Below are 20,946 nucleotides of genomic sequence, written 5' to 3'. Positions count from 1 at the left end.
CCGGCACCGCGACGGCGGGCCGCCCCCGCAGGGGCGGCCCGCCGTGCCGGCGCGGAGACGGGAGCTCAGCCCTGGGCGTCCCGGACCGCGCGGTTCACCGCGGAGACGACCGCCTTGAGGGAGGCGCGGGTGGTGTTCGCGTCGATCCCCACGCCCCACAGCACCCGGTCGCCCACGGCCGCCTCGACGTAGCTGGCGGCCTGCGCGTCGCCGCCGGCGGACATGGCGTGCTCGCTGTAGTCGAGCACGCGCACGTCCACGCCCTCGGCGGCGAAGACCGCGAGCAGCGCCTCGATGGGGCCGTTGCCCTGCCCGGTGCAGTGGTGCTGGGTGCCCTCGACGTCCAGGCCGATCTCGAGGGTGGTCTCCCCGTCCTCCTCGGAGGTCGTGGTGATGTTGGTGATCCGGTAGCGGCCCCAGCGTCCGTCGCCGGACTCGTGGGCGGTGGGCAGGTACTCGTCCTCGAACGCCTTCCACAGCTGGGCCCCGGAGACCTCCCCGCCGCTGGTGTCCGTGTGCTCCTGCACCACCCGGGAGAACTCGATCTGCGCCCGGCGGGGCAGGTCCAGGCCGTGCTCGTTCTTGAGCAGGTAGGCCACGCCGCCCTTTCCGGACTGCGAGTTGACCCGGATCACGGCCTCGTAGGTCCGGCCGAGGTCCTTCGGGTCGATCGGCAGGTAGGGCACCGCCCACACGAGCTCGTCCACGGAGCGCTCCTGCGCCTGGGCGTCCCGCGCCATCCGGTCGAAGCCCTTCTTGATGGCGTCCTGGTGGGAGCCGGAGAAGGCCGTGAAGACCAGGTCCCCGCCATACGGGGAGCGCTCGTGGACGGGCAGCTGGTTGCAGTACTCCACGGTGCGCCGGATGTCGTCGATGTCGGAGAAGTCGATCTGCGGGTCCACGCCCTGGGTCAGCAGGTTCAGGCCCAGGGTCACGAGGTCGACGTTGCCCGTGCGCTCGCCGTTGCCGAACAGGCAGCCCTCGATCCGGTCGGCGCCGGCCAGGTAGCCGAGCTCGGCGGCGGCCACCCCGGTGCCGCGGTCGTTGTGCGGGTGCAGGGAGACCACGGTGGCGTCCCGGTTGTAGAGGTTGCGGCACATCCACTCGATGGAGTCCGCGTAGACGTTGGGGGTGGCCATCTCGACGGTCGCGGGCAGGTTGAGGATCATCTCCCGCTCCCCGCCGATCTCGAAGGTCTCCGCCACCGCGTTCGAGATGCGGGCTGCGAACTCCAGCTCCGTGCCGGTGTAGGACTCCGGGGAGTACTCGTAGGTCACGGCGGTGTTCTTCAGCTGCTCCTCGTACTTCATGCACAGCCGCGCCCCCGTGAGGGCGATGTCGACGATCCCGTCCATGTCCTGTTCGAACACCACGCGCCGCTGCAGCGTGGAGGTCGCGTTGTAGAGGTGGACGATGGCCTTGTCGGCGCCGTCGATGGCCTCGTAGGTGCGCTCGATCAGGTGCTCGCGGGACTGGGTGAGGACCTGGATGGAGACGTCGTCCGGGATCCGGTCCTCCTCGATGAGCCGGCGCACGAAGTCGAAGTCGGTCTGGGAGGCGGACGGGAAGCCCACCTCGATCTCCTTGTAGCCCATCCGCACCAGCAGCTCGAACATCGTGAGCTTGCGGTCGGAGTTCATGGGGTCGATGAGCGCCTGGTTCCCGTCGCGCAGGTCCACGGCGCACCAGCGCGGCGCCTCCGTGATCACCCGGTCCGGCCAGGTGCGGTCGGACATGTCGAAGGGGAACTGCTGCTGGTACGGCACGTACTTGTGGATCGGCATGCCGGAGGGCTGCTGGCGGTTGCGCATGGGGTGGGCCTGTTCTGCTCGAGAAGTCTGCGGGTGGCCGGGCATCAGGAACTCCGCAACGGGAGGCCGGCCATTCGACGACGGGTCAGGCCCCGTTGCGGCACGTAAGGAGGAGGGTCCCTGTCCGCATGTGTCCAACCTATCACGCGGCGCGCGGCGGACCGGCTCACCAGTCCCCCGCCGCCTGCTGGCAGGTGTACTGCTCTGCGGTCTGGCCGTTGAGCTCCCCCGGCAGCGCGGAGCGCACCTCCAGGCGGTCCCCCTCCGGGAAGTCCTGGCCCACCGAGACGAGGACCCCGGCGATGTCGGTGGTGGGCACGATCTGCGACGACGGCACGCCGAGCAGCTCGGCCACGGCGGCGGCGGCCTCGGACCAGCCGGCGCCGAAGAAGACCTGCGTGCCCGGCAGCTCCGCCGGCTGCGCCCCGCTCTCCACCGGGGCGTACCCCTCGCCCTCGAGCACCTCGGCGATGTCGCCGTCGCGGCCCTCGACGCCGGAGGCGTTGGACACCGACAGCGGCACCGTCTCCGGGTCGAACGGCGGGGCCGTCGACGCCTCGGGCGAGGGGCTCGCCGAGGCCGTCGGGGCCTCCGTGGGGCTGGTGAGCGACCTGTCCTCGCGCAGCGCCTCGAAGAGGTCCTCCGCCGCGTCCTCCTCGAGCTGGAGGCGGTTGGGGTCCAGGGCGTAGGGCTCGGTGGGCACGGTGACGAACACCATGTCCGCCAGGTCCACCCCGCGCACGGCGGTGGCGAGGCCGACCATGGTGGGCACCGACGCGAGGTCCTCGTCCACGTGCAGGTTGCGGGTCGCCACGTCGGCGATCTCGTAGAGCTTGGGCAGATCCTTGAGGGTGCCCTCCTCCTTGATCTTGCGCGCCAGCGAGGCCAGGAAGGACTGCTGGGAGCGGATCCGGCTGGTGTCCCCGCCGTCCCCGAACGCGGCCCGGCTGCGCAGGAAGGCCAGGGCCTGCTCGCCCTCCACCGAGGACACGCCGGCGGGCAGCTCCAGGCCGGACTTCGGGTCGTCGACGGCCTCGTTGACGCACACCTCGACCCCGCCCACCGTGGAGGACAGCTCCTTGACGGCGTTGAAGTCGGCGAGCATGAAGTGGTCCATCTTCAGGCCCGTCATCCGGTTGACCGTGGCGACCGTGCACCCGGGGCCGCCGTTGGCGATCGCCGAGTTCAGCATCGCGTCCTCCTCGGCCGGGTGCACCTCCCCGGACTCGGGGTCGGTGCACCGCGGGATGTCGGTCACGAGGTCGCGCGGGAGCGAGACGACCGTGACGCCGCTGCGGTCCTCGGCCACGTGCACGAGCATCATGACGTCCGTCAGCCCGGACCCGGAGCTGTCGTCGTCGTCGCCGTACTGGTCGTTGCCCTCGCCCTCACGGGTGTCGGTGCCCATCACGAGGACGTCCAGCGGCCCCTCCTCGACCGTGCCGGAGCCGTCGCCGAGGTCCAGCGGGGACGTGTCCAGGTTGGACTGCAGCCGCCAGGTCGCCGCCACCCCGACGCCGAGGACCACGAGCAGCACCAGCACCACCGCCAGGGCGGCCCAGCGCTTCCGGGACCATCGGCGGGCGCGCGGCCGCCCGGGGGCGTCGGGGGGCGTTGAGGACACGGTGATCTTCTCCTGGAACGGCCGCGGCGGGGGCCGGGGTCGGGGGGACGGCGCCCGGCCGGGGCGCCGGGAGCCATGCTAGTCGTGCGCGGCGCGGCCCGTGACGGGCCACGCGGTGGGGGCGCGCGGCGGGGGCGCGCGCCGGGACCTGGACGTCCGGCCTAGAAACCCAGGCGGGAGAGCTGCTTGGGGTCGCGCTGCCACTCCTTGGCGATCTTCACGTGCAGGTCGAGGTAGACCTTGGTACCCAGCAGCGCCTCGATGGCGGTGCGGGAGCGGGTGCCGATCTCGCGCAGCCGGGAGCCGCCCTTGCCGATGATGATGGCCTTCTGCGAGGACCGCTCCACGTAGACGTTGACCCGAACGTCCAGCAGCGGGCGGTCGGCCGGGCGGCCCTCGCGCGGGACCATCTCCTCGACCACGACCGCCAGGGAGTGCGGCAGCTCGTCGCGCACTCCTTCGAGGGCCGCCTCGCGGACGAGCTCCGCGACCATGGTCAGCTCCGGCTCGTCGGTCAGCTCGCCGTCGGGGTACAGCGCCGGGGACTCGGGCATCCGGGCGACGAGCAGCTGGGCGAGGGCCTCCACCTGGAAGCCGTCCACGGCCGAGACGGGGATGACGTCCGCCCACCCCGGCTCCGCGGGAGGCGCGACCGGCGCGGGCGCGGCCGTTCCGCGGTGCCGCGGCTTCCGGGCGGCGCGCTCGGCCCGCTCGGCGCGGGCCTGGTGCTCGGCCGCCATGACGGAGCGGCCGAGCTCGGTGACGGCCAGCAGCTGCTCCGTGAGCTCGGCGCGGGAGACGGTGTCGGTCTTCGTGACGATCGCGACGACGGGCTTGTTGCCGGAGGCGGCCAGCTGCTGGGCGATGTAGCGGTCCCCCGGGCCGATCTTCTGGTCGGCGGGGACGCAGAAGCCGATGACGTCGACCTCCGCGAGCGTGTCGGCCACGAGGTCGTTGAGCCGCTCGCCCAGCAGGGTCCGCGGCCGGTGCAGCCCCGGGGTGTCCACCAGCACGAGCTGCCCCTCGGGGCGGTGCACGATGCCGCGGATGGTGTGGCGCGTGGTCTGCGGGCGGTTCGAGGTGATCGCGACCTTCTGCCCGACCAGGGCGTTGGTCAGCGTGGACTTGCCGGCGTTCGGACGGCCGACGAGCACCGCGAACCCGGCGCGGAACGGCCCGGGGGGCTCTGTGGACCCGGCGGGGGCGGGCTCGGCGGGGGTGGGCTCAGACATGGTGGTGGGACTCCTCCTCGGACTCCAGTGCGGCGGGATCCACGGCCGTGGACCCCGGGGGAACCCACTCCGGGTCCCGGTGGACCTCCAGCTGGCCCACCCGGTTGCGCCGGCCCTCCAGGGTGACGGCTTCGAGGACGATGCCCTCGACGGTGGCGCGGGAGCCCACGATGGGCACCCGGCCGATGCTCTTGGCCAGCAGCCCGCCGGCCGTGTCCACCTCGTCGTCCTCGAGGTCGACGCCGAACAGGTCGCCCAGGTCCTCGACCCCCAGGGCTGCCGAGACGCGGTAGCGGCCGTCGCCGAGCTCGGCGACCTCGGGCTTCTCGCGGTCGTACTCGTCGACGATCTCCCCGAGCAGCTCCTCGATGAGGTCCTCCAGGGTCACCAGCCCGGCGGTGCCGCCGTACTCGTCGACGACGACGGCCACGTGGATGGACTCGAGCTGCATCTCGCGCAGCAGCTCGTTGACCTTCTTGGACTCCGGCACGTAGCGGACCTCGCGGGCCAGCTCGGACAGCCCGCCGATCCGCAGCCCGGCGCCCTGCCGGTGCACGCGCTCCGCCAGGTCCTTCTGGTAGAGGATCCCGAGCACGTCGTCGGCGCTCTCCCCGATGACGGGGATCCGGGAGTAGCCCGAGCGGAAGAAGAGGTTCAGCGCGTTGTCCACGGTGTCGTCGTCGTCGACGGTGACCATGTCGGTGCGCGGCACCATGACGGCCCGGACGTTCGTGTCGTCGAGGTCGAAGACCGAGTGCAGCAGCTCGGCCTCGTTGTCCTCGATGACGTCCTGGTCGGTGGAGCGGTCGACGAACTCGAGCAGCTCCTCCTCGGTGAGGAAGCCGGGGGCGGCGTGCCCGGGCGCCCGGGCGACCGAGGACCCGAGGCGCACCAGCAGGCCCGGCACGGGCCCCAGCACGGCGCGCAGCACGCGCACGAGGCCCGAGGTGAACCGGACGGTGCCGGCGGGGTTGCTGCGGCCCACCTGGCGGGGGGACACCCCGGTGAGGACGAAGCCCACCGCGGCCATCACCACGGTGGCGAGCAGCCCGGCCAGCCAGACGTCCCCGAGCCCGTGGAACATCGCGAGGGCCACGGCCACGGCGGAGGCGGTCTCGAACCACACCGTCCAGAAGCGCAGGGCGTGCAGGTGGGCGGTGGGCGTGGCCAGCAGCCTGGCGGCGGCCGAGCCGGGGTCCTCCCGGACGATGGTCTCGGCGTCGGCGCGCGGCAGGTAGGTCAGGCCGGTCTCCGCGGCGGTGAGCACGAACGCCGTGCACAGGAACACGACGGCCGCGAGGACCAGGACGGCAGTGGTCACGGTCCGCTACTCCATGGTCTCGACCGGGGCGGGACGGCCGAGGAAGTCGGTGAGCAGGTCCCGCTGCAGGGCGAACATGACGCGCCGCTCGTCGGGCTCGGCGTGGTCGTGGCCCAGCAGGTGCAGGATCCCGTGGGTGGTGAGCAGGCACAGCTCGTCCGCGACCGAGTGCCCGGCGGCCTCGGCCTGGCGGCGGGCCACCGGCGGGCACAGCACGATGTCGCCCAGCGTCCCCTCCGCGGGCCGCTCGGCGGTGCCGGGGCGCAGCTCGTCCATGGGGAAGGAGAGCACGTCCGTGGCGCCGGGCAGGTCCATCCACTCGACGTGCAGGCGCGCCATCTCCTCCTCGCCGACGACGGCGATCGACAGCTCGGCGTCGGGGTGCACGTGCAGGCGCCGCAGGACGTGCTCGGCGAGCCGGCCCAGCAGCTCGGCGTCGACGGCGGCCCAGGCCGCACGGTCCGCGGCCGGCACCTCCTCGGGGTCGGCGTGGAGGTCGAACTCGACGGCCATCAGGCGCGCTCCCCGTGCTCGGGGGCGGCGCCGCTCTCGGCGGCCCGCGCCGCCCTCGTGCTCTCCTTGCGCTCCCGGCGCTCGTTGCGCCGCCGGTTCGTGGTGTCGAAGACGTCGTAGGCGCTGACGATGCGGCTCACCAGTTCGTGGCGCACGACGTCCTCCGCGGTCATCTCGGTGAACGCGACGTCCTGGACACCGCCGAGCACGTGCTGCACCTGGCGCAGCCCGGACGAGGTGCTGCCGGGCAGGTCCACCTGGGTGACGTCGCCGGTGATCACCATCTTCGAGCCGAAGCCCAGGCGGGTGAGGAACATCTTCATCTGCTCGGGCGTGGTGTTCTGCGCCTCGTCGAGGATGATGAACGCGTCGTTGAGGGTCCGCCCGCGCATGTACGCCAGGGGTGCCACCTCGATCGTCCCCGCCTCCATGAGCCGCGGGATGGACTCCGGGTCCATCATGTCGTGCAGCGCGTCGTAGAGCGGGCGCAGGTACGGGTCGATCTTCTCGCTCAGCGTCCCCGGCAGGTAGCCGAGGCGCTCCCCCGCCTCCACGGCCGGGCGCGTGAGGATGATCCGGGAGACCTCCTTGGCCTGCAGCGCCTGCACGGCCTTGGCCATGGCGAGGTAGGTCTTGCCCGTGCCGGCCGGACCGATGCCGAACACGACGGTGTGCTCGTCGATCGCGTCGACGTAGGACTTCTGGTGCAGGGTCTTGGGCCGGATCTTGCGGCCCCGGCTGGAGAGGATGTTCTGGGTCAGCGCTCCGCTGGGCCGGACGGAGAGGTCCCGGCCGATGAGCTCGAGCAGCTGCGTGATCACCTGGGGGGTGATCGCGGTCTCGCGTCCGGCGAGGACCTTCAGCTCGTCGAAGAGCGTCGCGACGATCTGCACGGGACCGGTCGGACCCTCGATGCCGAGCTCCAGCTCGCGCGGGCGGGTCGAGAGGCCGGGGAAGGCCGCCTCGACCTGGCGCAGGGTGTCGTCCCCGGAGCCGAGGCAGCGGACCATGGTCTCGCGGTCGGGAAAGGTGATGACGGTGCGGGCCGTCAGTGGGTGCGTGGTGCCGGGCAGCGTCTCAGTCATGGGTGCGGCCCGTGGGGCCGTGCTCTCGCTCTCTCGATGGGTGCTGTGCTTGCGGTGCGGGTGCCGGTGCGGGCACCGCGGTACGGCGGCGGGCGCCCCGCGGGGCAGGCCCTGCTACCAGAGTACCGCGCGGCTCCGGCGCCCGGGCCCGCCCCGGCGGACATTCCGATTTGGTATCGGTCACGGTGCAGCGGCCGTTGCGGGCGTGGGGCCCCGGGACGCTGTGCTGGAATGGTCGGGTCCTCCGGCAGGGGGACGGGTGCGGGCCCCGGCCGGCCGCACCGGCATCCCCACCGACCCGGAGAGACGAGGTGTGCGTCCCCCCATGGCCACTGACCTGTTCCGGTCCCCCGCCCGCCGCGCCCGCCGCCGCGCGGGCGCCCTGTCCGCGGCCTGCGTCGTCGTGCTCGCGGGGTGCGCCCCGGGGCCCGGGGCGGCGCCCCACGGCGTCGTTCCCGCATCGAGCGCTGCGCCCGCCTCCGCGCCGGCCTCCGCTGCCGCGCCCGGCGTGGCGGGCAGCGGCGCCGCGGGCAGCAGCAGCGCGGTCGCCACCACGAAGGTCCCGGTGTACTGGGCGGGGGCGGCCGACGGGGAGCAGCGGCTGTTCCGCGAGTTCCGGGACGCCACCGAGGGCCCGGCGGCCGTGGACCCCATCGCGGCCGCGGCCGCGCTGCTGACCACCGCCGCGCCCCAGGACCCGGGCTACCGCACCCTCTGGTCCCCGGTGGACCAGGTGGGAAGCTCCACCTCGCCGGACGGCACGATCACCGTCGACCTGCCCGCCGAGGCCTTCCGCGCCGGCCTGGACGAGCAGGACGCGCACCTCGCGCTCCAGCAGCTCGCCCACACCGTGACGGCCACGGCGAGCAGCACGGGGCTGCTGCCGCAGAACGCGGAGCCGGAGGTGGTGGTGCTCGTGGACGGGAGGGCCCGGGAGGAGGTCTTCGGCTCCGTCCGGCTCGACCAGCCCCTGCGCCCGGACGGGAACCTGGAGGCGCCCCTGTGGCTGCTGGACCCCCGGGAGGGCCCGCACCCCGAGGGCGCCGTCGAGATCTCCGGCCGGGCCCTGGAGGGCGTGGACGACGTCCGGTGGGCGGTCCTCGACGAGGACGGCGCGACGGTCGCCGGCGGGTCGGTGAGCACCACCGCGCGGGACGACGGGACGGTCGGGTTCCGCACCGAGGTCGAGCTGACCCCCGGCCGGTACGGGGTGACGGTCACGGGCCGGGACGCCGAGGGCGGGACCGTGCGCGACGACGGGGCCGTGGAGGTCGTCGCGGGCTGAGGGCCGGGCCCGCCGGGGGCGTGGGCGGGGCCGCCGGGCCGGGGCTCAGCCCGGTGCGCCGTCCCACCGGCCCAGCGCGGCACTGAGCACGGCCAGGGCGACCGGGCCGGCCGTGGAGCTGCGCAGCACCTCGGGCCCCAGCCGCAGCGTCCGCGCCCCGGCGCCGGCCAGGGCCTCGAGCTCGCCCGGGGCGATGCCGCCCTCCGGGCCGACGACGAGCACGATCTGCTCCGCTGCCTCCCAGGGCCGGTGCGGTCCGCCGAGCAGTCCCGCCAGGGACTCGCGGGCCTGCTCGTGCAGCACGACCCCCGCCGTGCCGGGCCGCCCCAGCAGCGCCGTGAGCTCCCGGGTGGTGCTCAGGGGCAGCACCTCGGGCCAGCGGGCCCGGCGGGACTGCTTGGCGGCGGCCGCCACGGTGTGCACCCACTTGTCGTGGCTCTTGGCCGCCCGCTCCTTCTTCCACCGCACGATGGAGCGCTCCGCCTGCCACGGCACCACCGCGTCGACGCCGAGCTCGGTGGCCGTCTCGACGGCGAGGAGGTCGCGCTCCCCCTTGGCGAGGGCCTGGGCGAGCACCAGCCGCGGCCGGCGGACCGGGTCCGCGCTCACCGCGGCCAGGCGCACGTCCATGCTGTCCCTGCTGTCCGTCCCGGCGGCGCACAGCTCCCCGGTCGCCCGGGCGCCCGCGCCGTCGACCAGCTCGAGGCGCTCCCCGGGGCCGAGGCGGCGCACCGTGACGGCGTGGCGGGCCTCCGGCCCGGTGACGGTGAGCACCGCGCCCGGGCCGAGCCCCTCGAGCCGGCCGGGCTCCACCTTGAAGACGGGCAGGCTCACAGGTCGAAGCGGTCCTTGAGCCGCGAGAAGAACCCGCCGGAGCCGGCGGGGCTGTCGAGCGTGGTGCCGGTGGCCTGCTCCTCCCCGCGCAGCCGGGAGAGCTGCTCCAGCAGCTCCCGCTGCTCGTCGTCGAGCCCCGTGGGCGTCTCGACCTCGAGGTGGACGAAGAGCTCGCCGCGGCCGCCGCCGCGCAGCCGCGTGGCGCCGAGGTCGTGCAGGGTGACCGTGTGGCCGGTCTGGGTGCCCGGGGTCACCGGCACCTCGCGCTCCCCGTCGAAGGTCTCGAGGGTCACGGTGGTGCCCAGGGCCGCGGAGGTCATGGGCACGCGCACCCTGGCGTGCAGGTCGTCGCCCTGCCGCTCGAACGTCGGGTCCGGGTCGACCTTGAGCTCGACGTAGAGGTCCCCGTTGGGACCGCCGGCCGTGCCGGCCTCGCCCTGGCCGGAGAGGCGGATCCGGTTGCCCGAGGAGACCCCGGCCGGGATCTTGACGGTCAGGGGGCGGCGGTCGCGCACGCGGCCCTCGCCGTAGCACTCGTGGCAAGGGTGCTTGATGACCGTGCCGAAGCCGTCACAGGTGGCGCAGGGGGCGGCGGTCACCACGGTCCCGAGGATGGACTGCACCTGGCGCTGCACCTGGCCGGCGCCGTGGCAGACCTCGCAGGTCTCCGGGCGGGTGCCCTCCTGGCAGCAGCTGCCGTTGCAGGTGGGGCAGACCACCGCGGTGTCCACGGTGATCTTCTTCTCGGTGCCGAAGACCGCGTCCTTGAGGGACACGCGCACGTTGATCAGCGCGTCCTGGCCCTGGCGGGTGCGGGAGGCGGGCCCGCGCCGGCCCGCCCCGGAGCCGCCGGCGCCCTGGAAGAAGGTGTCGAAGATGTCCTGGAAGCCGAAGCCGGTGCCCGGGAACCCGCCGCCGAAGCCGGTGTCGGTGCCGTTCTCGTTCCCGGTGGCGTCGTACACCCGCCGCTTCTCCGGGTCGGCGAGGACGTCGTTGGCGTGGGAGACGCGCTTGAACTCCTCCGCGGCCTCGGGACTCGGATTGACGTCCGGGTGCAGCCGGCGGGCCTTCTTCCGGTAGGCCTTCTTGATCTCTTCCTGGCTGGCGTCGCGGGACACACCCAGGGTCTCGTAGTGATTGCTCACCGTGGTCCGTTCTGTCGAGAGGTCTGGTGGGAGTTCTGGTGCAGGGCCCCGGCACCGGGGCCCGCGGGGGCTCAGCCCCCGAGGATACGGGAGAGGTAGCGGGCGACGGCGCGCACGGCCGCCATCGTGGACGGGTAGTCCATGCGCATGGGGCCCACGACCCCGACCTTGGACTGGGGCCCGTAGCCGGTGGCGACGACCGCCGCCTCGGACAGGGGCCCCGCGGCGTTCTCCGCGCCGATGCGCACGGCCACGCCGCGGGCGTCCTGCTCCATCTCGGAGAGCAGCCGGAGCATGACGACCTGCTCCTCGAGCGCCTCCAGGACGGGGCCGATGCTCAGGTGGAAGTCCCCGGTGGCGCGGGCGAGGTTGGCGGTGCCGGCCATGACCATGCGGTGCTCGGCCCCGCCCGCGGCCAGGGCCCCGACGACCTCGGCCACCGTCTCGGCGGCCGGGCGCAGCGCGGGCGCCATGTCGGCGGTCATGGTCACGAGCGCCGCGGGCACCGCGGCCAGGGAACGGCCGACGGCCGCGGCCAGCACCCGGGTGCGCAGCTCGAGCAGCTGCGCCTCCTCCAGGGGGGCGGGCAGCACCGCCACGCGCTGCGCGACCCGTCCGTTGGTGGGGATGAGCACCACGAGCACCCGGCCCGCGCCGAGGTCGACGACCTCCACGTGGCGCACCGTCACCCCGGACGCGTGCGGGTACTGCACGACCGCCACCTGGTGGGTGAGCTGGGCGAGCAGGCGCACGGTGCGCTCCATGACGTCGTCGAGGTCGGCGGCGTCGTCGAGCAGGCTCTGGATGGCCCGGCGCTCCGGGCCGGAGAGCGGCTTGACGGCCGCGATCTGGTCCACGAACGTCCGGTAGCCCTTGTCGGTGGGGATCCGGCCGGAGCTCGTGTGGGGGGCCGTGATCAGGCCCTCCTCCTCGAGCGCGGCCATGTCGTTGCGCACGGTGGCCGAGGAGACACCGAGCCGGTGCCGCTCCACGAGGGCCTTGGAGCCCACGGGCTCCTGGAAGTGCACGTAGTCCTCCACGATGGCCTGCAGGATCTGCAGTCGTCTCGGATGGTTCACGTCGCTCCTCCCCGTCGTCTCCTCGGCACCCGGGCCGCCTGGCACTCGGGCGGCCACAGTGCCAGCGCGATCCAGTGTAGCCCCCGTGTCCGACCCCACGGTCCCGCCCGCCCGGTTTGGTACGCTTCCGGCTGATCCGCGCCGGACGGGCGGGACCGCGACCGGGAGGACGAGCATGAGCGACTACGGCTGGGGGCCGCGCAGCCTCGACGACGCGGGCCTGGCCCGGCGGAAGCCGGTCTCCGCGGAGGTGCCGGTCGCCCCCGGGCTGCTCCTGGAGGACGTCACCACCGGCTGGGTCGGGGCGGTCGTGTCCCTGGAGACGATCGGCGGAATGCGGGTCATGGGCCTGGAGGACCGCCGCGGCCGGGTCAAGGCGTTCCCGCTCGGGCCGGGCTTCCTGCTGGAGGGCGAGCCCGTCGTCGTCGTGGAGCCCCGCCGGGCCCCGGCGGCGAAGCGGCCCGGGCGCACCCGCTCCGGCTCCGTGGCCGTGGAGGGGCTGCGCGCGAGCACCGCCAAGGCCTCCCGCGTATGGGTCGAGGGCTACCACGACGCCGAGCTCGTGGCCAAGGTCTGGGGGCACGACCTGGCGGTCGAGGGCATCGTCGTGGAGCCGCTGCACGGCGTCGACGACCTGCCGGCGGCGGTGCAGGAGTTCGGCCCGGGCCCGGGCCGGCGGCTGGGCATCCTCGTGGACCACCTCGTGCCCGGATCCAAGGAGTCCCGGATCGCCGAGCGGACGATGCGCCTGCCCGGGGCGGCCGGCAACGTGCTGGTGCTGGGCCACCCGTACGTGGACATCTGGCAGGCGGTCCGGCCCCCGGTCCTCGGCATCGAGGCCTGGCCCGTGGTCCCACGGGGCACCGACTGGAAGACCGGCACCGCCGCGGCCCTGGGCTGGCCGCACCGCACTCCCGGGGACCTCGGCCGGGCGTGGCAGCACATCCTCTCCCGGGTGGACAGCTACGCCGACCTCGAGCCCGCCCTCCTGGGGCGGGTCGAGGAGCTCATCGACTTCCTCACCGCCCCGGGCGCCTGAGCTCCCGGGCCGGCGCGACCGACATCACGTCACACAGGCACACGTGCGCGGGCGAACCCCGTGCAACTCCCGAACCGGCCGGTAGAATCGAGCCACTCCATCCGCCGACCGCAGCCGCGCCGCGGTCCCACCCCCGAAGGACTTCCGTGCCCGTGCAGACCGACCCCCGATCGAGCCACGAGAACGCCGAGGCCCCGTTCGAGGGCCTCTCCCCCGTGGCGCAGCCGCTCACCGTCGCCGAGGACCACCAGTGGGCGACCCTGGCGCACTTCGCCGGGGTGGTCGGCTTCGTGCCCTCGTTCCTCATCCACCGCGTCTTCCGCCGCCGGGGGAGGTTCACCGAGCAGGAGTCGCGGGAGGCGATGAACTTCACCCTGCTGCCCACGCTCGTGGTGGTCGCCGGCGTGCTGCTCGCCCCCGTCCCGTTCGTCGGCTGGTTCTTCGCGCTCGCCGCCGCCGCGGCCTGGCTGCTGCTGGCCCTCGGCTCCCTGGCCGGCGGGATCCGGGTGAACCACGGGGAGCCGTACCTCTACCGGTTCAACACCCGTCTGTACGACCGCCTCGCCGAGAAGCTGCGCGAGCGGTCGCGGGAGCGCGCCGCCCGCCGCTGAGGCACCCGCCGCCGGGTCCGGCGGGCGTCGCACGGTCAGTCCAGCAGGCGCCGCACCACGGCGTCGCCCAGGAGCCGGCCCCGCAGGGTCAGCACCAGCGTCCCGCGCAGCGCCGGCCCGGGCTCCACGAGCTCGTCGGCGATGAGCCCGGCCACCGCCGCACGCCCGGCGTCGTCCAGGGCCGCCACGGGCAGGCCGTCCCGGATCCGCGCCTCGAGCATCACGCGCTCGAGGTGGCGGGTGTCCGCGTCGAGGATCTCCCGCCCGGCCGCGGGCGACTCCCCGGCCCGCACCCGGTTCGTGTAGGGCACCGGGTGCTTGAGGTTCCACCAGCGCGTGCCGCCCACGTGCGAGTGGGCCCCGGGGCCGATCCCCCACCAGTCCTGGTTGTGCCAGTACGCGAGGTTGTGCCGGCTGCGGTGGGCCCGGGCGCCGGCGCCGCGGGCGGGCCGGGACCAGTTGCTCACCTCGTACCACTCGTAGCCGGCCTCCCCCAGGATCCGGTCGGCCAGCTCGTACTTGTCGGCCTGGTCGTCCTCGTCGACCGGCGGGACCTCCCCGCGCCGCATCCGGGCGGCCAGCCGGGTGCCGTCCTCGATGATCAGGGAGTAGGCCGAGACGTGGTCGGGCTCGTAGCCCACGGCGGTGCGCAGCGAGTGCTCCCAGTCGGCCAGGGTCTCCCCGGGGGTGCCGTAGATCAGGTCCACGCTCACGCCCAGTCCCGCCTCGCGCGCCCAGGCGACCGCCCGCGGCACGTTGTCGGGGTCGTGGGTGCGGTCCAGGACGGCGAGCACGTGCGGGGCCGCGGACTGCATGCCGAAGGACACCCGGGTCACCCCGGCCTCCGCGAGGACCCGCAGGGACCGCGGGGTCACCGAGTCCGGGTTGGCCTCCGTGGTGACCTCGGCGCCCTCGGCGAGGCCGAAGCTCTCCCGGGCCTGCCCCAGGACGGCGGCGAGGTCCTCCGCGGGCAGCAGCGTGGGGGTGCCGCCGCCGAAGAACACGCTGTGCAGGGGCCGGGCGGCCACGCCGGAGTCCTCCAGCACCCGGCGGGCCCACCGGACCTCCGCAGCGGCGTCGGCGGCGTAGGCGTCCTGGGACACCCCGTCGCCGAGCTCCACGGCCGTGTAGGTGTTGAAGTCGCAGTAGCCGCAGCGGACCGCGCAGAACGGCACGTGCACGTAGAGGCTGAGCGTGCGGTCCGCGGAGCCCTCGGCGGCGGAGGCCGGCAGCCGCCCGTCGAGCGGTGCGGGCAGGCCCTCGGGCTGGGCGGGGGCCACTACTTCTTCTTGTCCTTCGTCCCGGCCTCGTCGGAGGACAGCGCCGCCACGAACGCCTCCTGGGGGACCTCCACCCGGCCCACCATCTTCATCCGCTTCTTGCCCTCCTTCTGCTTCTCCAGCAGCTTGCGCTTGCGGGAGATGTCGCCGCCGTAGCACTTGGAGAGCACGTCCTTGCGGATGGCGCGGATGTTCTCGCGCGCGATCACCCGGGAGCCGATGGCGGCCTGGATGGGGACCTCGAACTGCTGGCGCGGAATGAGCTCGCGCAGCTTGCCGGTCATCATCACCCCGTAGGAGTAGGCCTTGTCCCGGTGGGTGATCGCGCTGAACGCGTCGACCGGCTCGCCCTGCAGGAGGATGTCCACCTTGACGAGGTCGGCGGCCTCCTCGCCCTCGGCCTTCCAGTCCAGGGACGCGTAGCCCTTGGTGCGGGACTTCAGCTGGTCGAAGAAGTCGAAGACGATCTCGGCCAGCGGCAGCCGGTAGCGCAGCTCGACCCGGTCCTCGGAAAGGTAGTCCATGCCCTTGAGCTGCCCGCGCTTGGACTGGCACAGCTCCATGATGGCGCCGATGAACTCCGAGGGCGCCAGCACCGTGGCGGCGACCATCGGCTCGCGGATCTCGGCGATCTTCCCCTCCGGGAACTCGGAGGGGTTCGTGACCACGCGCTCGGAGCGGTCCTCCAGGGTGACGTTGTAGCTCACGGACGGGGCGGTGGAGATCAGGTCGAGGTTGAACTCCCGCTCCAGGCGCTCCCGGACGATCTCCAGGTGCAGCAGGCCCAGGAACCCGCAGCGGAAGCCGAAGCCCAGGGCCGCGGAGTTCTCCGGCTCGTAGACCAGCGCGGCGTCGTTGAGCTGCAGCTTGTCCAGGGCGTCGCGCAGCACCGGGTAGTCGGAGCCGTCGATCGGGAACAGCCCCGAGAAGACCATCGGCTTGGGGTCCTCGTAGCCGCCCAGGTTCTCGGCCGCCGGGCGCTGGTGGTTGGTCACGGTGTCGCCCACGCGGGACTGGCGGACGTCCTTGACGCCGGTGATCAGGTAGCCCACCTCCCCCACGCCCAGGCCCTCGGTGGGCTTCGGCTCGGGGGAGATCACGCCGATCTCCAGCAGCTCGTGCTGGGCACCGGTGGACATCATCCTGATCCGCTCCCGCGGGGTGAGCCTGCCGTCGACCACCCGGACGTAGGTGACCACGCCGCGGTAGGTGTCGTAGACGGAGTCGAAGATCATCGCCCGCGACGGGGCGTCGGCCCGGCCCTCGGGGTGCGGGATCTCCTGGACGATCCGGTCCAGGAGCGCCTCCACGCCCTCGCCGGTCTTGCCGGAGACCCGCAGCACGTCGTCGGGCTCCACGCCGATGAGGTTGCCCAGCTCCTGGGCGTACTTCTCCGGCTGGGCCGCGGGCAGGTCGATCTTGTTCAGGACCGGGATGATCGTGAGGTCGTTCTCCATGGCCAGGTACAGGTTGGCCAGGGTCTGGGCCTCGATGCCCTGGGCGGCGTCCACCAGCAGCAGCGCGCCCTCGCAGGCGGCCAGGGACCGGGAGACCTCGTAGGTGAAGTCGACGTGGCCGGGGGTGTCGATCATGTTCAGGGCGAAGTCCCGGCCGTCCACGTTCCAGGGCATCCGCACGGCCTGGGACTTGATCGTGATCCCGCGCTCGCGCTCGATGTCCATCCGGTCCAGGTACTGCGCCTTCATCTCCCGCGGCGTCACCACGCCCGTGGCCTGCAGCATGCGGTCCGCCAGTGTGGACTTGCCGTGGTCGATGTGGGCGATGATGCAGAAGTTGCGCAGGATCGACGGGTCGGTCGAGGCGGGAACCGGGGGGTTGACGGCCAGCGGTGACACGGGCGGTCCTTTCTCCGGGAGGTCGTCGCTTCCGGCAGGTCCTGGGGCTACCGGCGGGTGGATCGCGCCGGGGGATTCAGCTGTCCAGTTTCCCACGTTTGCCGGTGGGGGGCCATTTCGTCCCGCGCCGCGCCCCGTCCACGACGGCGACCACCTCCGCCCACCGGTCGGGCCCGTGGCTAGAGTGGGGCGCATGAGGCTGAACCTGGGCGCCCTGGGGCGGCTCGCCGCCCGCGCCGTGGACGTCTACCACCGTTCTGCGAGGCCCCGCCCCACCGCGCGGCCGCGGGCCGGCGAGGTCCGATCCACGGGGCTGTCCCGCCCCTACCCGGGCGACTGGACCGGACCCGTCCGCCCCGTCTACCGCCCCCTCTCGGACGGCCAGGCCGACCCCGGGGAGATCGTGTGGACGTGGGTGCCCTTCGAGGAGGACCACCGCCGCGGCAAGGACCGGCCGGTGCTGGTCGTGGACCGCGCCGGGGACGACCTGCTGTGCCTGATGCTCACCTCCCGGGACCGCACCGACGGACTCGACCCGGACCCCGACTACGTGGACGTCGGTGCGGGGCCGTGGGACCCCCGGGGCCGCCCCTCGGAGGTCAAGCTCGACCGCGTGGTGCGGGTGCTGCCCGCGGACGTGCGCCGGGAGGGCGCGGTCCTGCCCGAGGACCTGTTCGACCGGGTGGCCGCACGGCTCGTCCGCCGGCGCGGCTGAGCCCCCGGGCCCCCGGCCGGGCGCGTGTCGTCGTCGCCCGACGGGCGGGTGCCGTCTGCTAGACTGTCCTGCTGTGTGTCCGCGCTGGTCGTCGGGCACTGCAGGGCGGTCGCCACACGGGCGTCCCCACTCCCACTCAGTCACATGGCCGGCCTGTTTGCCCTCACTGACCGTATTCCGCACCCATCGCCAAGGAGTCACACGTGGCCAACATCAAGTCCCAGAAGAAGCGCAACCTCACGAACGAGAAGGCGCGCCTGCGCAACAACGCGTACAAGTCCGAGCTGAAGACCCTCGTCCGCCGCGTCGACGAGGCCGTCAGCGCCTCGGACAAGGAGACCGCCCAGGACGCGCTGCGCGTCGTCTCCCGCAAGCTCGACAAGGCCGTCAGCAAGGGCGTGCTGCACAAGAACAACGCGGCGAACAAGAAGTCCGGTCTGGCCAAGCTGGTCGCCAAGATCTGATCCGCGGTCCCGCGACCGCCGCACCGGAGGCCCCGTCCCGCGCAGGGACGGGGCCTCCGTCGTGCCCGGGCGGCCGCCGGGGACCCCCGTCACCGGGCGCGGCCGCCGCCGGCGGCTCAGCGGCGCCCGGACAGCGCGATCGTGGTGATCGCCCGCTCCACGGCGTAGGCCGGGTCCCGCCCCTCCCCCTTCACCTGGGCGTCGGCCTCGGCCAGCGCCCGCAGGGCGCGCACCAGGTCCTCCTCGGAGAAGCGGCGCGCCTCCTCCTGTGCCCGCTCGACCTGCCACGGGGCGGCGCCGACCCGCTGCGCGAGCTGGCCGGCGCCCCCGCGGGTGCCGTGCACCTGCGCGATCGTGCGCAGTTTCGCGGCCAGCGCCCCCACCATGGGCACGGGGTCCACGCCGGTGTCCAGGGCCTGGCGCCAGAGCTTGAGGGCGTTCTCCGCGCGGCCGGCCAGGGCGGCGTCGGCCACCTTGAACGCGGTGGCCTCGACCCGGCCGCCGTAGTACTTCTCGACGTCGTCGAAGGTGATGCTCTCCGGCCCGTCCGAGAGCAGCTGCGCGCACGCGGCGGCGAGCTCCGCCGTGCTGCTGCCGACCGCCGCCGCCAGGGCCCGGGCGGCGTCCGGCTCGATCCGGCGGCGGTGGGTGCGGAACTCCGTGACGATGAACTCGGACTTGTCGCGGTCGTTCTTCAGGGGCTTGCACTCCACCACGGCGGCGCCGGCGGCCTTGAGCGCGTCGAGCAGCTTCTTGCCGCGGTTGCCGCCGCTGTGCTCCCACAGCACGACGACCTCCGGGTCCGGGGCCTGGACGTAGGCGAGGCCGTCGGCCAGGCAGTCGTCGTTCATGGCCGCGAGGTTGGAGACGTGGATCAGCTTGGCGTCGTCGAACAGGGACGGGCTGGCCAGGGCGGCGAGCTGGCCGGGGGCGTAGGTGGCGGCGTCGACCGTGGAGAGCTCCACGGGACCGCGGCGGTCCTTGAGGAGGTCGCGGACCCGGTCGCGGGCGCGGGCGGCGAGGTAGTCCTCCGGGCCGGTGAGCAGGACGAGCGGGGCCGGTTCGACGTCGCGCCAGGTGGGGCCGGCGGCGGGTGCGGGGCGCCGTGCTGGGGTCATGGCCGCGTCCTCCTGTGCTGGCGGCCGGGCGGCCGCGGGTGGGGTCGCCCCCAGTTTCTCACGGGGCCGGGACACCGGAGGCCCGACGGCGACCCGGTGGTGGCCCGGCCTCGGCCGACGTCGCGCCGCGGTCCCCGATCGGCCCCGCGGCTCGCTAGCGTGGGGTCCATGACGCAGAACACGAGCACCGAAGAGCACAGCACCGGCACGCACACCGGGAAGGTCGCGGTCGTCACCGGGGCCTCGACCGGGATCGGGGAGGCCACCGCCCGCCGGCTCCGCGCCGCCGGCTGGACCGTCTACGCGGTGGCCCGCCGCGCCGAGCGCCTGGAGGCCCTGGCCCGGGAGACCGGGGCCGTGCCGGCCCCGTGCGACATCACCGTCGACGCCGAGGTGGAGGCCCTGCGGGAGCAGGTGCTCGCCGAGCAGGGCCGGGTGGACGCGCTGCTGAACATCTCCGGCGGGGCCCGCGGCACGGACCGGGTGGCCGACGCGAGCACGGAGGACTGGGCCTGGATGTACGAGGTCAACGTCCTGGGCACGATGCGGATCACCCGGGCGTTCCTGCCGGCGCTGCGGGGCAACGGCGAGGGCACGGTGCTGAACCTCACCTCCCTGGCCGCCCACCGGGCCTACGAGGGCGGGGCGGGCTACAACGCGGCGAAGTTCGCCGAGCGGGCCATGACGGAGGCGCTGCGCCTGGAGGAGGCCGAGCACAACGTGCGCGTGGTGGAGATCGCCCCGGGCCTGGTGCACACGGAGGAGTTCTCCCTCAACCGACTGGGCGGGGACCAGGAGGCCGCGGAGGCGGTGTACGCAGGCGTCGAGAAGCCCCTGACCGCGGCGGACGTGGCCGAGGTCTGCGCCTTCGCCGTGGAGCTGCCCCACCACGTGGACCTGGACACCGTCACCATCAAGCCGGTGGCCCAGGCCGCACCGCACAAGGTGATCCGCGCCGGCTGACGCCGCCCGGCGCCCCGGGGCAGCGAGGGCCGGGCGGGGAGGGCCCGGGCGGGGACCGGGCGTCCCCCGCGCTAGCCGTCGACGGGCAGCGCGCGCAGCCGGGCGCCCTCCCGCAGCAGGCGCACGCTGCCGTGCTGGTCGGTGCGCACGAGCGGCACCCCGGCGTCCCGGAGGTGGCCCAGGATCTGCGGGTGCGGGTGTCCGTAGTCGTTGTCCCGGCCCACCGAGACCACTGCCAGCGCCGGGGTGGCCGCGTCGATGATCGCGGTCCCGCCGTTGCGGGCGCCGTGGTGGGAGACCTTGAGCACGTCCACGTCCAGCTGCGCTCCGGCGGAGCGCAGCAGGGACCGGGCTCCCTGCTCCTCGAGGTCGCCGGCGAGCAGCCAGGACGTCGCGCTCCCGTCCGCCCCGGTGAGCTCGGCGCGCAGCACCAGGGAGGCGTTGTTCTCCTCGGCGGAGGACGCGCCGCCCCAACGGCGCGGGGCGGCCGGTGGGGTGAGGACGGTCAGGCGCAGGCCGCCCACGGTGCGGGTCTGCCCGGGTGGGGGGCGGTGGGCCGCCACGCCGGGCAGGTCCTCCCCCAGTTCCGGCGGCGGGTCCGGGTCGGCGGTGCCGTACCAGACCTCCGCCGCACCCCCGAGCCGCGCCACGGCGGCCAGTCCCCCGGTGTGGTCGGCGTGGGCGTGGGTGAGGACCAGCAGGTCGAGGTGCTCCACCCCGCTGTCCTCCAGGCATTGCTGCAGCGCCCGCGGGTCCGGGCCCGTGTCCACGAGCACGGCCCGCCCGGGGGCCGTCCGCAGCAGCACGGCGTCGCCCTGCCCCACGTCGCACAGCATCGCCTCCCACGGGGGTGCCGGGCGGCGGGCGTCCGTGAGGGCGCGCAGGGCCAGCACGGCCAGCAGGAGCAGCAGCAGCGCCGCCGTCGCCGTGCGCCGCCGGCGCCGCCGGCGGTCGCGGTCCCGCCAGTGCTG

Annotated in this window: 19 protein-coding genes; 6 read left to right on the top strand and 13 right to left on the bottom strand. The window is 74.1% G+C overall.

What is annotated here, in order from left to right:
* Positions 1-65: 65 nt before the first annotated feature.
* The 6 genes from leuA to ABL57_RS06490 form a co-directional block, all read right to left on the bottom strand.
* Complete coding sequence (leuA, locus tag ABL57_RS06515) at positions 66-1,811, bottom strand: 2-isopropylmalate synthase (RefSeq protein ID WP_047802648.1); 1,746 nt, start codon at positions 1,809-1,811, stop codon at positions 66-68.
* A 166-nt stretch (positions 1,812-1,977) separates the two neighbouring features.
* Entirely contained in the window at positions 1,978-3,435 is a 1,458-nt protein-coding gene (locus tag ABL57_RS06510) for an LCP family protein (RefSeq protein ID WP_047802647.1), read from the bottom strand.
* Between the two features lie 161 nt (positions 3,436-3,596).
* On the bottom strand, positions 3,597-4,667 hold the full coding sequence (locus ABL57_RS06505) for a GTPase Era (protein ID WP_047802646.1): 1,071 nt from the start codon (positions 4,665-4,667) through the stop codon (positions 3,597-3,599).
* A complete protein-coding gene (locus tag ABL57_RS06500) occupies positions 4,660-5,988 on the bottom strand; it encodes a hemolysin family protein (RefSeq protein ID WP_047802645.1) in 1,329 nt (442 codons plus the stop codon). Before ABL57_RS06500 ends, ABL57_RS06505 begins: the two co-directional genes overlap by 8 nt.
* Positions 5,989-5,994: 6 nt before the next feature.
* Positions 5,995-6,501: an rRNA maturation RNase YbeY gene (gene ybeY, locus ABL57_RS06495; RefSeq protein WP_047802644.1), complete on the bottom strand. Its 507-nt coding sequence runs from the start codon at positions 6,499-6,501 to the stop codon at positions 5,995-5,997.
* A complete protein-coding gene (locus tag ABL57_RS06490) occupies positions 6,501-7,586 on the bottom strand; it encodes a PhoH family protein (protein WP_047802643.1) in 1,086 nt (361 codons plus the stop codon). Before ABL57_RS06490 ends, ybeY begins: the two co-directional genes overlap by 1 nt.
* A gap of 325 nt (positions 7,587-7,911) precedes the next feature.
* On the opposite strand from ABL57_RS06490, the gene ABL57_RS06485 reads away from it, so the two are divergent.
* Positions 7,912-8,871 carry a GerMN domain-containing protein gene (locus tag ABL57_RS06485; RefSeq protein ID WP_053004791.1) on the top strand — a complete coding sequence of 320 codons (960 nt, stop codon included), beginning with the start codon at positions 7,912-7,914 and terminating at the stop codon, positions 8,869-8,871.
* A 45-nt stretch (positions 8,872-8,916) separates the two neighbouring features.
* Here ABL57_RS06485 and ABL57_RS06480 read toward each other — a convergent pair whose 3' ends face one another.
* From ABL57_RS06480 to hrcA, 3 genes are all read right to left on the bottom strand, one after another.
* The gene (locus tag ABL57_RS06480; RefSeq protein WP_047802642.1) at positions 8,917-9,705 is read right to left on the bottom strand and encodes a 16S rRNA (uracil(1498)-N(3))-methyltransferase; all 789 of its coding nucleotides are present in this window, start codon (positions 9,703-9,705) and stop codon (positions 8,917-8,919) included.
* Positions 9,702-10,850 (bottom strand): molecular chaperone DnaJ, encoded by a 1,149-nt coding sequence (gene dnaJ / locus ABL57_RS06475; protein ID WP_047802641.1) that lies wholly within the window; start codon positions 10,848-10,850, stop codon positions 9,702-9,704. The genes ABL57_RS06480 and dnaJ overlap by 4 nt, the downstream gene beginning before the upstream one ends.
* 71 nt (positions 10,851-10,921) lie before the next feature.
* Positions 10,922-11,929, bottom strand: a complete 1,008-nt coding sequence (gene hrcA, locus ABL57_RS06470) for a heat-inducible transcriptional repressor HrcA (RefSeq protein ID WP_047802640.1) — start codon at positions 11,927-11,929, stop codon at positions 10,922-10,924.
* A gap of 175 nt (positions 11,930-12,104) precedes the next feature.
* Between hrcA and ABL57_RS06465 the strand changes: the two genes are divergently transcribed.
* Together ABL57_RS06465 and ABL57_RS06460 are read left to right on the top strand one after the other, a co-directional pair.
* Positions 12,105-12,968, top strand: coding sequence for a DUF3097 domain-containing protein (locus ABL57_RS06465; protein ID WP_047802639.1), 864 nt, complete (start codon positions 12,105-12,107; stop codon positions 12,966-12,968).
* A 146-nt stretch (positions 12,969-13,114) separates the two neighbouring features.
* Positions 13,115-13,579: a DUF4870 domain-containing protein gene (locus ABL57_RS06460; RefSeq protein ID WP_047802638.1), complete on the top strand. Its 465-nt coding sequence runs from the start codon at positions 13,115-13,117 to the stop codon at positions 13,577-13,579.
* A gap of 35 nt (positions 13,580-13,614) precedes the next feature.
* Here ABL57_RS06460 and hemW read toward each other — a convergent pair whose 3' ends face one another.
* Together hemW and lepA are read right to left on the bottom strand one after the other, a co-directional pair.
* Positions 13,615-14,859 (bottom strand): radical SAM family heme chaperone HemW, encoded by a 1,245-nt coding sequence (gene hemW, locus ABL57_RS06455; protein ID WP_047802637.1) that lies wholly within the window; start codon positions 14,857-14,859, stop codon positions 13,615-13,617.
* Complete coding sequence (gene lepA, locus ABL57_RS06450) at positions 14,859-16,715, bottom strand: translation elongation factor 4 (protein ID WP_047802636.1); 1,857 nt, start codon at positions 16,713-16,715, stop codon at positions 14,859-14,861. Before lepA ends, hemW begins: the two co-directional genes overlap by 1 nt.
* 193 nt (positions 16,716-16,908) lie before the next feature.
* Here lepA and ABL57_RS06445 point away from each other — a divergent pair, with 193 nt between their 5' ends.
* Together ABL57_RS06445 and rpsT are read left to right on the top strand one after the other, a co-directional pair.
* Positions 16,909-17,430: a type II toxin-antitoxin system PemK/MazF family toxin gene (locus ABL57_RS06445; protein ID WP_047802635.1), complete on the top strand. Its 522-nt coding sequence runs from the start codon at positions 16,909-16,911 to the stop codon at positions 17,428-17,430.
* Positions 17,431-17,633: 203 nt separating this feature from the next.
* Entirely contained in the window at positions 17,634-17,894 is a 261-nt protein-coding gene (gene rpsT / locus ABL57_RS06440) for a 30S ribosomal protein S20 (RefSeq protein WP_047802634.1), read from the top strand.
* A 116-nt stretch (positions 17,895-18,010) separates the two neighbouring features.
* Here the strand turns inward: rpsT and holA are convergent, their stop codons facing one another.
* Entirely contained in the window at positions 18,011-19,012 is a 1,002-nt protein-coding gene (gene holA, locus ABL57_RS06435) for a DNA polymerase III subunit delta (RefSeq protein WP_047802633.1), read from the bottom strand.
* Positions 19,013-19,180: 168 nt separating this feature from the next.
* Between holA and ABL57_RS06430 the strand changes: the two genes are divergently transcribed.
* The gene (locus ABL57_RS06430) at positions 19,181-19,975 is read left to right on the top strand and encodes an SDR family oxidoreductase (RefSeq protein WP_047802632.1); all 795 of its coding nucleotides are present in this window, start codon (positions 19,181-19,183) and stop codon (positions 19,973-19,975) included.
* Positions 19,976-20,046: 71 nt separating this feature from the next.
* Here ABL57_RS06430 and ABL57_RS06425 read toward each other — a convergent pair.
* Positions 20,047-20,946: ComEC/Rec2 family competence protein (locus ABL57_RS06425; RefSeq protein ID WP_047802631.1), on the bottom strand; the 900-nt coding region annotated here is incomplete at its 5' end.

Origin of the sequence: Kocuria sp. SM24M-10, assembly GCF_001027955.1 — a bacterium.
GTDB classification, from domain to species: Bacteria; Actinomycetota; Actinomycetes; order Actinomycetales; family Micrococcaceae; genus Kocuria; species Kocuria oceani.
Note: the sequence above shows the minus strand (reverse complement) of the source record. Positions and strands in the feature narration are given on the sequence as shown.

Bases quoted from the DNA above. Each gene is read 5' to 3' on its own strand.
- leuA (WP_047802648.1), bottom strand. From the start codon at position 1,811: ATGCGCAACCGCCAGCAGCCCTCCGGCATGCCGATCCACAAGTACGTG.
- ABL57_RS06505 (WP_047802646.1), bottom strand. From the start codon at position 4,667: ATGTCTGAGCCCACCCCCGCCGAGCCCGCCCCCGCCGGGTCCACAGAG.
- ybeY (WP_047802644.1), bottom strand. From the start codon at position 6,501: ATGGCCGTCGAGTTCGACCTCCACGCCGACCCCGAGGAGGTGCCGGCC.
- ABL57_RS06490 (WP_047802643.1), bottom strand. From the start codon at position 7,586: ATGACTGAGACGCTGCCCGGCACCACGCACCCACTGACGGCCCGCACC.
- ABL57_RS06485 (WP_053004791.1), top strand. From the start codon at position 7,912: ATGGCCACTGACCTGTTCCGGTCCCCCGCCCGCCGCGCCCGCCGCCGC.
- ABL57_RS06465 (WP_047802639.1), top strand. From the start codon at position 12,105: ATGAGCGACTACGGCTGGGGGCCGCGCAGCCTCGACGACGCGGGCCTG.
- ABL57_RS06445 (WP_047802635.1), top strand. From the start codon at position 16,909: ATGAGGCTGAACCTGGGCGCCCTGGGGCGGCTCGCCGCCCGCGCCGTG.
- holA (WP_047802633.1), bottom strand. From the start codon at position 19,012: ATGACCCCAGCACGGCGCCCCGCACCCGCCGCCGGCCCCACCTGGCGC.
- ABL57_RS06430 (WP_047802632.1), top strand. From the start codon at position 19,181: ATGACGCAGAACACGAGCACCGAAGAGCACAGCACCGGCACGCACACC.